Genomic DNA, 14,369 nt, shown 5'->3' with positions numbered 1-14,369 from the left:
GACGAGACGTAGCAGCGCCTCCTTCGGCTCCGGTGGGCGATGACGGAGCAAGACTCCGTAGAAATCGAAAAGATACGTCGACATACATCCAGACTACGGAAAGCCGCGCAGACTCGTCCCAAAACGACAGAGTTCTAGAAACGGAACAAGCGTCCGGGCAGCCCCGTGGGCACGAGCAGCACCGCCACGGCACCCAGCGCCGCGCCTCCTGCATACAGCGGCACAATGGCGTCCGGAATGATGCCGAGCGGCGTGAAGATCACCAAGCCCACGGCGGCAAGCACGAGCGCGCCGCCGACTGACGCAATGGACTTCTGCGGCAGGCTCACCGCGATGAGCGCAGCAAAAAGAAAGAGACCCGCCCCCGCGAAGGGCCCCAGCATGAGTGCCGCACCAAGCAGAAAAGTGCCGAGCGCAACGTGCGTACTGCTCAACGCCATGCCGACGCCCAAGGCGACGGCGAGCGCGAGGAGCACGACCACGGTCCAGGTTTTCTGCTTCATAGACATATAAAACGCAGTCTCCCACCAACCATGGGGTTGGTGGGAGATATTAGGACAATCTTGATGGGTTTGTTACCGCATGGTCACTGTCCCTTGACCTTTGTGTATTAGCTAGGCCTTGATGGCCACGCGTGACTACTTTGCGCGGGAGCCCAGAGTGGCGTCGATGCGCAGGAGGCCGGAGCCATCGTTGCCCACGAGCTTGATCTGGTCAATAATCTCGGTGACGGTGTCCTCTTCCTCAATCTGCTCGTCGAGGAACCAGTTCACGATCTGGCGGGACTCAAGGTCCTTCACCTCATCAGCGGTACGAGCGATCTCGCGGATCTGCTCGGAGACCTTCTGCTCGTGTGCGTAGGCAGCCTCGAAAGCGTCGAGCGGGGTCGCGGCCTTCACAGACGGAACCGGGACATCGGTGAGCTCCACGCGGTAACCGCGTGCGAGGAGGTGGTTGGCAAACTTCTGAGCGTGCTCGCGCTCCTCCGCAGCCTGAGCGTAGAACCAGTCACGCATGCCCGGGAAGGAAAGATCATCCATCTCGTAGGCCAGCTGGGTGTAGATGAGGGCGGCGCCGTGCTCGTTAATAACCTGTGCGTTCAGCAGGCTCTGCAGCTTCTCGTTCATTGAATATCCTTGCCTTTCGGTACCTGTTCAATAGGTAAATTTCTGTCTTTTCCGACGGCTATCCAACGGGTTTCCGGCGGTATAGTCTCCCATAATACAGATATTCAAAAATGCCGCTAGCTAGGTTAGGGTTCCCAAACATGCAGGCCAAAGACAATTTTGGTCACGGTAACCTAAGTTACCGCAACCTGATCAACGCCCGAATCCACACAAACGGAAGCAATCGAACTAGAGTCGGATGCCCGCCCGCTTGAGCGCATCAAGCACCAAAGGCATCCCTGCCACCGCGGTACCCACGAGCGCCACAACGCCCGCAATCACCCCCACGAGGATGCCGATACCCTCGCTCGACGGTTCCTCCGAGCTCAGCGTTCCCAACTGCGCGGAAGCCCGGGCAAGTCCCGTCGACTTATGCCCCTCGACTACCCCGGCATCCTTGCCATCAGCGAAGTCCAGCACGAGATCAACGTCGCCGCCCTCAAGTATCTGACCTTCCTTATAGCGCAGTAGCGAGCCCTCCAGGCCTGCACCCGCGGTGGCCTGGCGATCCTGCGCGCTCACATCGGTCCCAACCGCGATGGGGGCATCGAGGGTGAACGTGACCAGCACGTCATCATCGCCATCCCTGTCGACCTGCGCGCCCTTATCGCCCGGATCCCCGGACAAAACGTAGTCTCCAACGAGCTCGACCTTCGTGCCTTGCACCTGCAGCTTGAGATCTGAGTAGGTGAGATCGAGGCCGGCCGAGCCGCCCGCGCCCAGGCCTTTGTAGGCCACGATATGCGCCGAACCGTCAAGGACGATGGTGCCGTTGCCGTCCGCATCTAACGTCGTCTCAGCGACGTTGACCGGAAAGAGCAGCTGATTGTCCTTATACGTCGCCCCATCCGTGGTCGTCCAACGGCCAGCTGCCATTGGGCCAGCAAGATGCTCCATAAATGAGGTCTTGATGGGCCAGGCGAATGTACCCGCCGTCAGGTCCTGCGTTGCAGCAGTAGCCGGAACAGCCATTGCAGAGACGATAAGAGCAGATGCGAGAGAAGCAGAAGAGATTTTCTTCACGCGACAGACCTCCAGGTCACTTTAGAAATACAGATAAAACAAGAAGGGGGAAGAGAGGAAATAGTGAACCCGGCGCTACGCTGCGCCCGGATACAGCTTCGCTAGCTCGGCGAAGACTGCCGAGTTACACGCGAAGGCGGCCTGTGCCTCGGCGATGAGAGCGGCACGCTGGGCATCAGAAAGCGCGAGCTCGTCGAGCGCCTTGCGGTACGCGCTGCGGTAGGGCGGAATCTTGCCAATCGCCGCGAAGTTATAGAAATTGAGCGCATCCGGGTCGATACCGTAGAGAGCCCCCAGGCGCGCGGCAATAACCTGCCCACCCGAGATATCGCCAAGGTAGCGCACGTAGTGGTGAGCAACGACCCGGGGCTCCGATCCCGGCGTATCGAGCGATTCCAGGCGCGCGACGTAGCGTGCGGTGGCGGGAAGGATACGCACCTCGTCGCGCCACTGCGGGCCGTACATTTCCGCGAGGTCGAGTTCCAGCGCATCGCGGCGTTCCAACCGGGGGTCGGCCACCGCTCCGGCGATGCGAGTATCCGCTACCGTGCGGACCGCGCGCTCAAGCGCCTCATAGATAAACCACAACTGCCCAGTAAAGGTGGCGAGTGCCTCTGCGCTGAGCTCACCCGCCATCAAGCGGGTCATAAAATCTGAGCCCTCTGCGCTGGCGTGCGCTCGCGCGGTTTCCTCACGCAGCATCTGCGAAAGCGGCGTCGTGGTCATGGCAACGGTCATGGCCAAATTCCTCCTGATTAAGTAACGCTTGCCTAACCTTAATGTGGATAGTCTAAACAAGGCAAGCCTTACATATCAAGACCTATGCCATACTTCATGCCCACAGTGACGCATATTCGACCGAAAGTATGACTAATCGTCGCACCCCCATGCTCAGCGCACATCTCTCCCCCAGGTTTTAGTCCCCCAAATTGCCCGAGAGCCGGTCGAGGCGCTGCTGACTGACCGGATCAAGACCCCGAATATCCACGGTCACGCCGCGCTGCGCGTATTTCTCACGCACCGCATCCAGCGTCGCCACAGTCGAGGCATCCCATACCTGCGCAGCCGACATGTCGATATCGACCTCAGAGACTCCCAGCGTGTAGTCAAAGGAATAGACAAGGTCGTTGGACGAAGCAAAGAAAAGCTGGCCGGTGACGCGGTACGCGGCGCGGGTGGCATCGGAAGCAACGAGCTCGACCTGGGTGAGGTGCGCGACGCGACGCGCGAACGCAATCATGGCCGTGAGCACGCCGGCGATGACGCCGACCGCCAGGTTGTGAGTAACCAATGTCCCCACAACCGTCACGAGCATGACCAGCGTTTCCGACAGCGGCATGCGGTGGATGGTGCGCACCGAGTGCCAATCCACCGTGTCCGCGGCGACGAGGATCATGACGGCGACAAGCGCAGTCATGGGAATCGCACCCACGGTATCGCCCAACACAAGGATGAGAATGAGGAGGAAGATGCCAGCGAGCAGGCTCGACAGGCGCGTGCGAGCACCAGAAGCTTTGACGCCAATCATCGTCTGGCCAATCATCGCACACACGCCCATGCCGCCGATGCTCGCCGCAAGGACGTTGCCAATACCCTGACCGAGGGACTCGCGCGTTTTATCCGAGTGGCTGTCCGTAATGTCGTCGACAAGTTTGGCTGTGAGCAGCGACTCCATGAGGCCGACGAGGGCCACGCCTACCGCGTACGGGCCGATGAGCGTGAGCGTGTCGAGCGTGAGCGGCACGTCAGGGAAAACGAAGCCCGGCAGGCTCGTGGGTAGCTCGCCTTGGTCCGCGACGTCCGGAATGTCCCAGCGGAAGACGACGACGAGCACTGTGATGACGAGGATCGTGATGAGCGGGGCGGGGACGACCTCCGTGAGCCTCGGCCACAGAAGCATGATGACCACACCGAGCGCCACGAGGGGATAGACAATCCACGGGACGTGCATGAGGTGCGGCAGCTGCGCGGTAAACATCATGATGCCCAACGCGTTGACGAAGCCAGTCATAACGGAGCGCGGGATAAAACGCATGAGCTTGGCGACCCCGAGGAAAGCGAGAACGATCTGCAGGACTCCCGCCAGCAGCACCGCCGCGAGGACGTACTGCAGACCGTGGGAGGCAGACAAGGGAGCAATGACCAACGCGACCGAGCCGGCCGCGGCGGAGATCATGGCAGGACGACCACCAGTAAAGGAGATGGAGATTGCCATGATGACGGACGCGAAGAGTCCAACGCGTGGATCCAGCCCCGCCAGGATCGAAAAGCTTAAGACCTCGGGGATAAGCGCGAGGGCGACGGCGAGGCCGCCGAAGACTTCCATGCGCAGGCGCGCGGGGGAAGAAAAGACGTAGCGAAAGCTCGCGAGCACGCCGGTAGGCGCAGGAATTTGGGCTCGTCCCCCAACTACCACTTCCAGAGATAAACGAAGGCCCGTCAGCTGCGCGCTGACGGGCCTTCTCCCCATGACTAATCTTTCGGCACTTACCGTGAGAAGGAAGTGGAGCGCGACCTTCCTAGTAAGCAACCGCCCGTGATTAGGCAAGGCTTAGTTTATAAACCTTTAGTTGGATGGTCAAGGGGGAACGAGAACTTTCTCCCGCGATCCCGCGAAATATCACCGTTACCACTAATAATTCCGAAAAATTAATGTATCGCGGCACGAAATAGGATGAGAGTTATGGCAACAGATTCGTTCAAAGAACCGCTCAAAGAACTCGAAACCCTCATCTCCGAGGGACTCGGGCGGTTCTGGCGTTCAGACCCGACTCCCCCTTCCGTCAGCTACGACGCCACCGAAGGCCTGCCGGAGACACCGGCGGCGGAACAAGTTTCAGACTCTCCGCGCCACGGCATTACCACCCCTGCGCCCGCTAACGCCTTGCGCGAGGAAGTGGCCGACGAAATCGCCGAGCTATTGCGTGCCGAGCGCCGCAGCTTCTTCGACCTCGACTTTCGCCATCCACGCGGGTCCGCAGGCGACGACCACGAGGCAGAGACCGCGGCACGCCTGGCATCGCTACCGCTCGGCGCACGCCTGAAGCCACGCGGCGTTTTCGAAGACGACTGGGCAGCGCGCCCGGATGAAGACCACCCATGGCCCATCATTCTCATCCACGGGACGACGGATACGAAAGGCGTATGGCAGCTGCTCGGCTCCGAGCTGCGCGAGGACGGCTGGACCGTGTTCGCACCGGACTATGGCGCCCGCGCCACCGGCCCCATCGCCGCCTCCGCCGATCAGGTCGGCGCGTATATCGACGCGGTCCAAGCCGTCACCGGCGCGGAACAGGTCGTGCTCATCGGACACTCTCAAGTCGGTATCGTCGCCCGCTACTGGATGCATAACCACGATGCGGTGGACCGCGTGCGCCACATCATCTGCCTGTCGGCGCCCAACCACGGCACCACCCAAGGTGGAATCGTCAGCTCGTTGATTTCCAGCCGCCGCCAAGAACACGTCATGCGCTCCATCATCGACGCTTACTTCGGCCCAGCCGGCATGGAACAAATCGTGGGCAGCGCGACGCTGGAGGAGCTCAACCGCAACGGTGACCTGGCCCCCGGTGTGAGCTACACGTGCGTGGCCACTAAGCAAGACTCCATCGTCGTGCCGCCGGAAACCTGTTTCTTGGATCCCGGCGACACTCCCGACGGAACGGTGCGCAATGTCTATGTGCAAGACGTCGACAAACGCGCCGTCGTCTCACACATGGATATGCCCATGGACAAGCGCGTGCGCGCCATCGTGCGCACGGTGCTCAAACAGCTCTCCCCCACCCTGGACAATCCTCACGACGCCCAAAGCCACGCCCTTGCCAACGCGGGTCACGCCGACTCGGAATAGACCCGTGCAGGTTCGCTAACGCAGGCGCGCCAGCAGGGGATTAAGAACGCCGGACTGCACGATGGCGCCGCCGATGACCGCAAACATGCCGCCCAGAGCGGTCAGCGCCAACACGATATTCCACACGTTGGAAAAAGAAGAGCCTTCTTCGCCCTTGTTATCCGTGCCGCCTTGGTTCTGATCCCGCCCCTTTTCCGGCTTCTTCTCTGGGTCCTTCTCAGGAGTCTTTCCTTGGTCTCCTGCCTGGTCCTTGCCCTGCTCGTCGCGGCCCGGCTCGTCCTGCTCCCCTGGGGTGGTCTCGGTGCCCTCATCGGCAGGACCCACACACTCGGACGCGGTCTTCAAGGTCACCTGTGCATCATCAAGTTCCGGCTTGTAGCTCTCGTTGTACATGCCCATGAAGATCACGTCGATACCCTCGATGTGCTGGATCTTCGACTCGCGATCGTAGTAGGTACCCGCCTTCGGCTTGTACGTCACGTCGGTCGCATTCAGCGTGAGCATATCGCCGTCCTTCGACCATGCGGCATTGCCCTCAGCGAAGGTATCCGTGCCCGACTTCTTGTTTTCTTCCGTGCGGTCCTCCGGGGTGTATTCCGTCATGCCCTTGCCCGGCACGTAGTAGCCCTCGTAGGACGTGCCCGCCTTTGCCTGCCCTGCCTCCGTGAGGACATAAGGCGAGAGCATCTTGGTGTACAGCGCACCGTGGTGGCCCTCAAACTCCAGCGTCGAATCCTTGGTTCGAATATCGGCTTTCGTGACGGTGCCGTCTTCGCCCAGGCTCACCGAGGACGCAGAAGGATCCACCTCGAAGTGGAACTGAAAGTCTGCTCCGCCTTTGTTACCCTCGTCCTGCGTTACCGCGCCGGACGTGGTCCACCCACCCCTCGCGATGGGGCCGGTGATGTAGTTGCGGAAAGATTCCTTGATGCCCCAATTCACAGTTCCGGAGACAATGCGGGTCTCCAGGGTCTGGCCAGGGGCGCAGGTGGGGGCATCGGCAGCAAAGGCTGCCGGAACGGTCAGCGCCGAGGCGGTCAGCGCCAGCGCGAGAGAAGAAGAGACAATACGCATGAGTTAAGACTCCTTAAGTAGATCGACAAAAGACTGCTCGGGATCGGCGACCTGACATCGCGCGGGATGGACTGAGATGTGGCCGTCTGCCTTGCTCACCTGGATGGGCCAGCGATAGACCTGCGACAAAATCTCGTCGGTGTAGACCTCGCGCACCGGGCCGGCGGCGGCAACTGCCCCGTCTGCTAGGCACACGATGTGATCGCAATAGGCCGCAGCGGCGCCCAAATCGTGGAGTACCACCAGCACCGCCACTCCAGCCTGCGCCGCGATCGAGCGCACCAATCCCAAGACTTGTTCTTGGTGGCGGATGTCCAGCGCCGCAGTCGGCTCATCGAGAAGAATCACCGGGGTCTGCTGCGCCAGTACACGGGCCAACGCCACACGCGCACGCTCCCCGCCAGAGAGCGTGGCAATATCGCGGCCGGCCAAGTGCGTCGCATCCACCGCCGCAAGCGCTGCGTCGATGATCGCGGCGTCCTCGGCCTGCCTGGCGGTGCCCTCCCAAGGGCGCCGGCCCATGGCCACTACATCACGCACGAGAAACTGGAAGGACACAGTAACGTCCTGCAGCATCACCGCACGCGCACGGGCCAACGCCCCTGGGGAGGACACCGCCGGATCCTGCCCCACGAGGGAAACGGAACCGGTGTAATCAATATCGCCGGCGATGGCCGCCAGCAGCGTGGACTTGCCCGCACCATTCGGGCCGATGAGGCCGGTGACCTCCCCTGGGCGGGCGACAAAGGAGACATCGGAAAGCAGGTTCCGCTCGCCGATCGAAACGGAAAGATTCGCAACGTTAATCATCAATGCATTCCCTTCTTCATCATCCGGCGCAACAGCACGAAGAAGGTGGGGCCACCCACGAGCGCGGTAAAGATACCGATGGGAAGGTCGGCGAAAGGAATGAGCGTGCGCGCAGCGACGTCGGCAAAGCCAATGAGTACGGCGCCCGCCACCGCAGAGGCCGGCAGCAAGACCCTGTTTTCTGGGCCGATGATCGTACGCAGCAGGTGCGGCACGATAAGGCCGACGAACCCAATAAGTCCGGCGAAAGCAACTGCGCCGGCGGTAAGGATCGCCGAGGCAGCGATGGCGATAATGCGCAGTCGCTTGACGTCGACGCCAGTGTGTTCCGCGGCGCGCTCGCCCAGCGCGAGCACATCTAGCTGGCGGCCAAGACGCAGCGCAATGGCCATCCCGAGGAGGGCGATGGGGAGGCCCACCCACACGTGTTTCCACTGGGAACCGTTGAGCGAACCCATTTGCCAAAAGATGATTTGCTCGCGGTTCGCGGTAGGCGCCAGGTACATCATGAAGGAGATGATGGCGTTGCACACCGCGTTGATAGCAATGCCGGTCAGGATCAGATTGACCACCGCCACACGCCCTCGTGAGCGCGCCAACTGGTAGATCAGCGCGGTAACCAGCAGCGCCGTAGCAAACGCCGCGAGCGGCACCGTGAAGGTACCCAGGACGGAGATATTAAAGACGATTACCACGGCCGCGCCTACACCGGCACCGGAGGTCACGCCCACGATGGAGGGCTCAGCCAGCGGGTTGGCGAACACGGCCTGCATGAGCGTGCCCGCCACTCCCAAGCACGCGCCGACCAAGAAACCGAGCAGAATGCGCGGCAGGCGGATCTGCCACACGACGTTGGCCGTCAAGCCACCGCCAGGGCCCGCGGCCATAATCTGCACCAAGTCACCCAGCGCGACGTAGTACTGCCCCAGCGCAAGCGACAGGATGAAGGCGACACCAAGCAGCACCCCAAGCGATACGAATACACCAACCCGCAGGCGGGAGCGCCGAGCGAAAACCTCCGTGGGGGCCGCCGGTTTAAGCATTGTCTGGGTCATAGATTGCCTGCGCAAGTTTGAGAAGGGTCTGTCCGGTCAAGGGCCCGAAGGCGAGCGATTGCCCGTCTGGGATGGTCACGATCCGCTGCTTTTGGCCCGCGGTGGTTTGTGCAATGCCGGGGCGCTCGAGGAGGCCTTCGACGCCGCCGGTCGACTCCAGGCCGCCCGTCATCATGATGATGACCTCAGGGTTAATCTTTGCCAAAGATTCGGCGTTGGCAGGTTCGGCGTAAGAGAGGTGGTATTCGGTGCCGAGGTCTACGCCGCCCACACCCTCAATGAGGTCCTTGGCACCCGTGCCTTCTCCCATGATGAAGAAGATGCCGCCGTTGCCGCGCGCGTAGAGGAACGCCATGCGCATTGGCTCCTCCGGCACGATGTCTGCGATGGCCGCCTTATCTTTTTCGATTTCTTCGACGGAGCGGTTGGCCAGCGTTTCGCCTTCGTCTGGCAGACCCACGACCGCGGCCAGGTTTGTGATGTCCTCGGCCACCGAGTCAATGGTGCGTTTCGGCTCCATGACCACGGTGGTCACCCCTGCGGCGCGAATCTGGTCGATGGCGTCGCGTGGGCCGATCGAATGATCGACGATGACCAGCGTGGGCCGGAGTTCGAGCACGGCTTCCACGTTGATGTTGTGTCCGCCCTGGGTCACGACGGGGCGATCGGCGATAGCGTTTTCCGTCGACGACACCGTGCGACCCACGATATTGTCCGTAAGCCCTAGGCCCTCGAGGGTTTTCGTATACGTACCGTAGAGATCCAATGCCACGATTCGGGACACATCCGTAACGGAGACGTCGTAGCCGTCAGCATCCGTGAGCTCTACCGGCAGCGCGGGAGTAGGCGACTCCGCCACCGCGACGACATCCTCGAAGTCCGTCACATTCGACACACCCGTAAACGAGCGCGGGTCTTTGGCCGACTGCGCGTCTGGGAGGGCGTCGCGCAGCTGCGCGTCTTGGGATTCATAGGCGCCTTGGACGCCGCACCCTGTGAGGGCGAAGACACACGCCAACGCCACCAAAAGTCGTTTCATGCGAAACGTATCCTTTCTCAAGTCTTGGGTAACAAGGGGTGCGCTACGCCGGGTTGCGCAGGACGACGGAGCCCATGGAACCGCCGGCGATGGCGAGGCCTGCGATAAGCAGCAGGAGCCACGTGCTCGCCTCCGGCGAGGAGCCCGCGGCCGCGGCCTTCTTGATCTGGAAGTTGCCGCTGCCGTCTTCATAACCAGACGTGCTCGTGCCGGCCGCGGCCTGCGGGCCGTCTCCCGCAGAGCTTTCCGATGCCGCCCGCTTTGCCGCCGCAGCGCTCTGACCGCCGGAGGTCGTCGCCGCACCAGTGTGTGCCGTAGTTCCGCTCGCCCCGGCGCAGTCCCCGGATCCGCCAAGTTGTGCATGCAACGAAAGCGGATCAAGGGTCGTGCCCGGCTCATAGAAATTCGCGAACGCATCATTGCCCGCTGCGGTCAGCGTGACGGTGGCTTCGCCGTCGACGGCGGAGTCACTCACGTCGAGCAGGCTAAACGACACGTCTCCGAGCACCGTGCGTCCAAAGTCCTTGCGCTCGCCCTCCATGTTGGAGGAACGCACGTCGGCGATGAGTTGACCGCTCGTCCCGTTGAACCGGACTTCCAGGTTCGCGATATTGAGATCGAGGACTCCGTTGTGGCCGGTAAAATGCATAGCGCCGCCGTAGCGGATGGAACCTGACTGCGCCGCAGTATCCACATCTCCGCCGGTGCCCGTGAACTGGAAACGCGAGTTGTCGTACCCTACGCCGTCGAGCGTCCAGGCGCCCTTGGCGATGGAGCCGGTGATATACGACTGGAAGGACTTCTTGACACCCCACTCGGCGGTCGCAGCCTGCACGCCCGTGGCTACGCAGGTTTCTGACTGCCCATCACTAGCCGCGGACCCGGGGTCCTGTGGCCGCGCGGTTCTTGTGGTTCCAGTAGCACCAGTAGTGCCGGAAGTACCCGAAGTACTGCCCGAAGTACTACCCGAAGTGCTCGAAGTACTACCCGAAGCACCCGAAGGGCTCGCGGTGCCCGAAGTGTTGGCTCCCGACGCGCCTGAACCACTCGTGGTGCTAGTGGTAGTGCTGGTGGTCGTGCCCGTGGCGGCTTCCGTGCGAGAACGGAAGGATTCTAGCTGGTCTAGGAAGGACTCCGTGTTGCCCATGAAGGTGGTCAGGCCATTCATGGTGTCGTTCGTTTCCTTCAGAATCGCCATGGCTTCTGCATTGCGACCAGTAAACGTGCCCGAGATTGTCCCCAAGGACTTCGAACCGCTGCCTGAACCGCCAGAGGACCCGCCGCAGCTGCCATCCGTGGCCACGGTCCCTGACGAGGGGTCCATCGACTGTCCCGACTCATAGGCAATGAAGAGTTTGTGTCCTTCGTCGGTGAGCGTGACGTCGCCGGAAAGGTCGAGCGTGTGCGCGGACGCGTCGACGGGTTGATCTAGATCGATCCCCGCGATGACCACGTTATCGCCGGTAATCTGCGGGCCGCGTGCGGACTTATCCACCATGTCAGATTCATAAGAGACGTAATCCACCACGATCGCCGCCCGGTTGCCGGAGGCCTGAATCTGCCAGTCTGTCAGCGTCATATCCAACAGATCGTCGCCGCCGTAGTTGTGTCCAGTGAAGTGGATGACGCCGCCGAAGGGGACGGTGACGGTATCGCCGTTTACGGAAGCCTTGCCCGGAGTGAAGGTAAAAGCACCGTCTGCGCCGGTTTCGGAACCGGTAAAACCAATGCCGTCCGTTTCCCACTGGCCCTTGGCGACTTGGCCTTGGATATAGCTTCGGTAGGACTGCTTAATGCCCCAATTCCAGGAGCAAGTGCCGGCAGCCGAGGCGACAGGAGCGTTGAGCGCGACCGAAGGGAGTGCGATGAGAGTACTGGCAGCAAGAGTGCCCAATATTCGACGGAGAATCACGGAGAGAGTCCTCATGAAGTATTGATGCGATGAACAAAAAGAATCAGAAGTTAGGCTACACATACCTAAGCAGTTTTGTATAGGCTATACTAACCTAGATTAGGTAAGCAACCCCCAACAAAGGACACCCTCATTCGGTCATGACATCGTCGTCTACCAGCGCCTTCAAAAATCTGTATCCCGACGTAGACCCCACGCGTGGGCTACCTCTCAGCGTCTCCGAGCGCCTTGCGCTGTCTCTCGCGCTCGCGATTGCAGCTTATGGAGCCGTCACCGCAGACATGCTCGTTGCAGGCGCCGGCGTGGCCTTCACCCTCATCGCCTCGGTGCTGCAACAGCACAAGACCGCGCGTCGGATTCGCTCCGAAGCGCGCACTCGCTTCCCCGGCGAAGACTGGGCCGAATACCGCGCCACGCGGCGGCTCAACCTCGGCGTCCTAGTCCCCTTGTGGGTCTGCATCATCATCGCCTTGTGCGCGGCCGGATACTGGTTCGTGCCGCTCGAATATGCAACTCCCGCCGCCATCGTCATCGCGGTTCTCGTTGCCCTGCTCGCCTGGTTCATGCCAGGCATCAGCCCCCTGTGGCGAGGCAAGCAGACCGATCCCCCGGCACCAGAGAAAAACACCGACACCGCAGTCATGTACTTCGAGAAGCTTTAGGCCTGCCGTACCCCAGCCTTACACATCAAGCAGATCCAGTAGCTCATCAAAAGCCGGCGCTACCTGCGTGCGCCACAGCGTCGTCGCCTTCGGGTCGCCGCGTCCGGGGCCGCCGTTCACCACAGAGACCTCTTTGCCCTGCTTGAGCGCGTCGAGCATGAAGCGATAGCCACTCATCACGGCGAGCGACGAACCGGCGACAAGCAGCGAGCGCGAGTCCGCAAGCAGCGCACGCGCGGCGTCCCGCCGCTCCACCGGAACCGGCTCGCCGAAGTAGACGACGTCCGGCTTGAGCAGCTCCGAACCGCAGCGGACGCACGGCGCCATCACGAACTCGTCGACCGCCTGCTGCGACAGCGCGACGTCGCCGTCCGGGTTAACTTCATCCGCGCGCACGACCCAGCGCTCCAGATAGCCCGGATTCGCGGCTCGTTGTTGAAGTCTGCCCAGTGGAAGAAGTAGTCCGGGTTGAACTTGCCTGCGCCCGGGTTGGCGAAGTAGATCGTCTCTTCTGGGGTCATGGCGACGAAGATTTGCACCAGTGAGAAGATTCCCTGGTAGACGCCCTCGTGGGCGTACTTGGCTATCTGGTTCGCACCTTGGGAGACCGGCACGCCGGAGCGCTTCAGCTCGATGTGGAAGACCGGCATACCGTTAATGAGCAGCATCAAGTCGCCACGTCGGGTGGGCAGCAGCTCATTGGCGGTCTGGAAGCGCGGCTGGACGGCAATCTGGTAGCGCGACTGGCCACCGGCAATCTCTAGGCGATCGTAGATTTTCAGGCTAACCTCAGAGCCGAAGTTGGCGGCCTGCGGTGCATCTCGGGTAATGGTCACGGTGCTACCGTTGATGAACTCGTTGAGCGCCAGCGGCGTACGCAGGTTGTTGACCTGCTCGATGATTTGCGCCATCTCGCCCTCGGTGAGCGGCACGTCGCCAAGCAGGTTACGGCCCCGGTTGTTGGCGTAAAGAATGTTCGCCCAGTTGTCGATGAGCTGCTGCTCTGTCGGGAAGCGCAGCAACTCCTTGCTCCAGCCGTGGCGGGTTAGCAGGTCGATGAGTACCGCCTCGAACTCAGCCTCAGAACGAAATGGTGTGGTCATAGCTGCTCCTTAGATGAACATCCGTTGCAGCAGCGCCGCCTTGGCCTGCTTAAGGGACTCGATGTACTTGGCCTCGGTAGCAATGAGCGTGTCCAGCCGTGTGAACACTGCACCGATGGCCTGTTGTTCTTCAAGGGTGGGTGGAATGGTAGCCGCCGCCTCTGCCAAGTGACGGGCGTTCAGTGACGGCAAAGCACCGCTCTGAGTGAATCGGGTCAGGTCCACCGTCTTGAGGTAGGTATCGGCAAACTGAACATCCCAAGATTTGGTGTCCAAGGAAAACGCCATGAGATTGTTGTCGAGGAGGAATGTATCGGTAGCGAGTCTTTTGCGCCCTAGGAAGACAGCAGCACCAACCTTGGCGAACAGAATCGCAGGTACAGCTGTTACAGGCACCCAGTGATTACGAACAATCTGTTCCTCCGTCACATAGTGGTTGGCGGAGCGCAGTTGCAGCTCATTCCCTGGTGCGGAGAGGTCCGATACCTTGTAGAAAGGTAGGCCTGCTTCCCCGCCTTGTTCACGTTCCGGGAATCCGACGCCTGACTTGAACGAGCCGAGTTCACCCAGTGTTGTCGTCTTCCACTCACCGTCGAAGCCCTCCAGCCGCAACTCCGGCACCGTCTGCCCCTCCTCCTGCGGGAACATCCGTTGCATGAGAGCAGTTTTGGCCTG

Annotated in this window: 14 protein-coding genes and 1 pseudogene; 2 read left to right on the top strand and 13 right to left on the bottom strand. The window is 61.3% G+C overall.

The annotated features are described in order from the left end of the window. Window positions 1–134: 134 nt before the first annotated feature. The 5 genes from M5J09_RS09355 to M5J09_RS09335 form a co-directional block, all read right to left on the bottom strand. Window positions 135–509 carry a hypothetical protein gene (locus tag M5J09_RS09355; protein WP_070524705.1) on the bottom strand — a complete coding sequence of 125 codons (375 nt, stop codon included), beginning with the start codon at window positions 507–509 and terminating at the stop codon, window positions 135–137. Between the two features lie 129 nt (window positions 510–638). Then, on the bottom strand, window positions 639–1,127 hold the full coding sequence (locus tag M5J09_RS09350; protein WP_070524707.1) for a ferritin: 489 nt from the start codon (window positions 1,125–1,127) through the stop codon (window positions 639–641). Window positions 1,128–1,355: 228 nt separating this feature from the next. Continuing rightward, window positions 1,356–2,189, bottom strand: a complete 834-nt coding sequence (locus M5J09_RS09345; RefSeq protein ID WP_257157661.1) for an HtaA domain-containing protein — start codon at window positions 2,187–2,189, stop codon at window positions 1,356–1,358. Window positions 2,190–2,264: 75 nt separating this feature from the next. Then, window positions 2,265–2,927 carry a heme oxygenase (biliverdin-producing) gene (locus tag M5J09_RS09340; protein WP_180963879.1) on the bottom strand — a complete coding sequence of 221 codons (663 nt, stop codon included), beginning with the start codon at window positions 2,925–2,927 and terminating at the stop codon, window positions 2,265–2,267. Window positions 2,928–3,105: 178 nt separating this feature from the next. Further along, window positions 3,106–4,515 carry a SulP family inorganic anion transporter gene (locus M5J09_RS09335; RefSeq protein ID WP_070524759.1) on the bottom strand — a complete coding sequence of 470 codons (1,410 nt, stop codon included), beginning with the start codon at window positions 4,513–4,515 and terminating at the stop codon, window positions 3,106–3,108. A 348-nt stretch (window positions 4,516–4,863) separates the two neighbouring features. Between M5J09_RS09335 and M5J09_RS09330 the strand changes: the two genes are divergently transcribed. Next, window positions 4,864–6,039 carry a triacylglycerol lipase gene (locus tag M5J09_RS09330; RefSeq protein ID WP_070524711.1) on the top strand — a complete coding sequence of 392 codons (1,176 nt, stop codon included), beginning with the start codon at window positions 4,864–4,866 and terminating at the stop codon, window positions 6,037–6,039. 15 nt (window positions 6,040–6,054) lie between these two features. On the opposite strand, the gene M5J09_RS09325 is transcribed toward M5J09_RS09330, so the two are convergent. From M5J09_RS09325 to M5J09_RS09305, 5 genes are read right to left on the bottom strand one after another with little or no spacing between them, the layout of a single operon-like run. Beyond that, a complete protein-coding gene (locus M5J09_RS09325; protein ID WP_070524713.1) occupies window positions 6,055–7,113 on the bottom strand; it encodes an HtaA domain-containing protein in 1,059 nt (352 codons plus the stop codon). Between the two features lie 3 nt (window positions 7,114–7,116). Next, window positions 7,117–7,923, bottom strand: a complete 807-nt coding sequence (locus M5J09_RS09320; protein WP_070564966.1) for a heme ABC transporter ATP-binding protein — start codon at window positions 7,921–7,923, stop codon at window positions 7,117–7,119. Then, window positions 7,923–8,978 (bottom strand): iron ABC transporter permease, encoded by a 1,056-nt coding sequence (locus M5J09_RS09315; protein ID WP_070524716.1) that lies wholly within the window; start codon window positions 8,976–8,978, stop codon window positions 7,923–7,925. Before M5J09_RS09315 ends, M5J09_RS09320 begins: the two co-directional genes overlap by 1 nt. Then, entirely contained in the window at window positions 8,959–10,017 is a 1,059-nt protein-coding gene (locus tag M5J09_RS09310) for a hemin ABC transporter substrate-binding protein (RefSeq protein ID WP_070532438.1), read from the bottom strand. Before M5J09_RS09310 ends, M5J09_RS09315 begins: the two co-directional genes overlap by 20 nt. Before the next feature lie 43 nt (window positions 10,018–10,060). Further along, window positions 10,061–11,944 carry an HtaA domain-containing protein gene (locus M5J09_RS09305; protein ID WP_070524721.1) on the bottom strand — a complete coding sequence of 628 codons (1,884 nt, stop codon included), beginning with the start codon at window positions 11,942–11,944 and terminating at the stop codon, window positions 10,061–10,063. A 125-nt stretch (window positions 11,945–12,069) separates the two neighbouring features. Here M5J09_RS09305 and M5J09_RS09300 point away from each other — a divergent pair, with 125 nt between their 5' ends. Then, window positions 12,070–12,591, top strand: a complete 522-nt coding sequence (locus M5J09_RS09300) for a hypothetical protein (protein WP_070524723.1) — start codon at window positions 12,070–12,072, stop codon at window positions 12,589–12,591. Window positions 12,592–12,609: 18 nt separating this feature from the next. Here the strand turns inward: M5J09_RS09300 and M5J09_RS09295 are convergent. From M5J09_RS09295 to M5J09_RS09285, 3 genes and pseudogenes are all read right to left on the bottom strand, one after another. Next, a pseudogene (locus tag M5J09_RS09295) lies at window positions 12,610–13,020 on the bottom strand (Sir2 family NAD-dependent protein deacetylase); the annotation flags it as partial. Next, entirely contained in the window at window positions 12,918–13,694 is a 777-nt protein-coding gene (locus M5J09_RS09290; RefSeq protein ID WP_070524725.1) for a type I restriction endonuclease, read from the bottom strand. The pseudogene M5J09_RS09295 and the gene M5J09_RS09290, both read right to left, overlap by 103 nt. Window positions 13,695–13,703: 9 nt before the next feature. Further along, window positions 13,704–14,351 (bottom strand): restriction endonuclease subunit S, encoded by a 648-nt coding sequence (locus tag M5J09_RS09285; RefSeq protein ID WP_227485839.1) that lies wholly within the window; start codon window positions 14,349–14,351, stop codon window positions 13,704–13,706. Window positions 14,352–14,369: the final 18 nt, after the last annotated feature.

Origin of the sequence: Corynebacterium sp. BF-R-2, from assembly GCF_024586525.1 — a bacterium.
GTDB classification, from domain to species: Bacteria; Actinomycetota; Actinomycetes; order Mycobacteriales; family Mycobacteriaceae; genus Corynebacterium; species Corynebacterium singulare.
The sequence above is the reverse complement of the archived record's forward strand: the minus strand, read 5'-3'. Positions and strand labels throughout refer to the sequence as shown.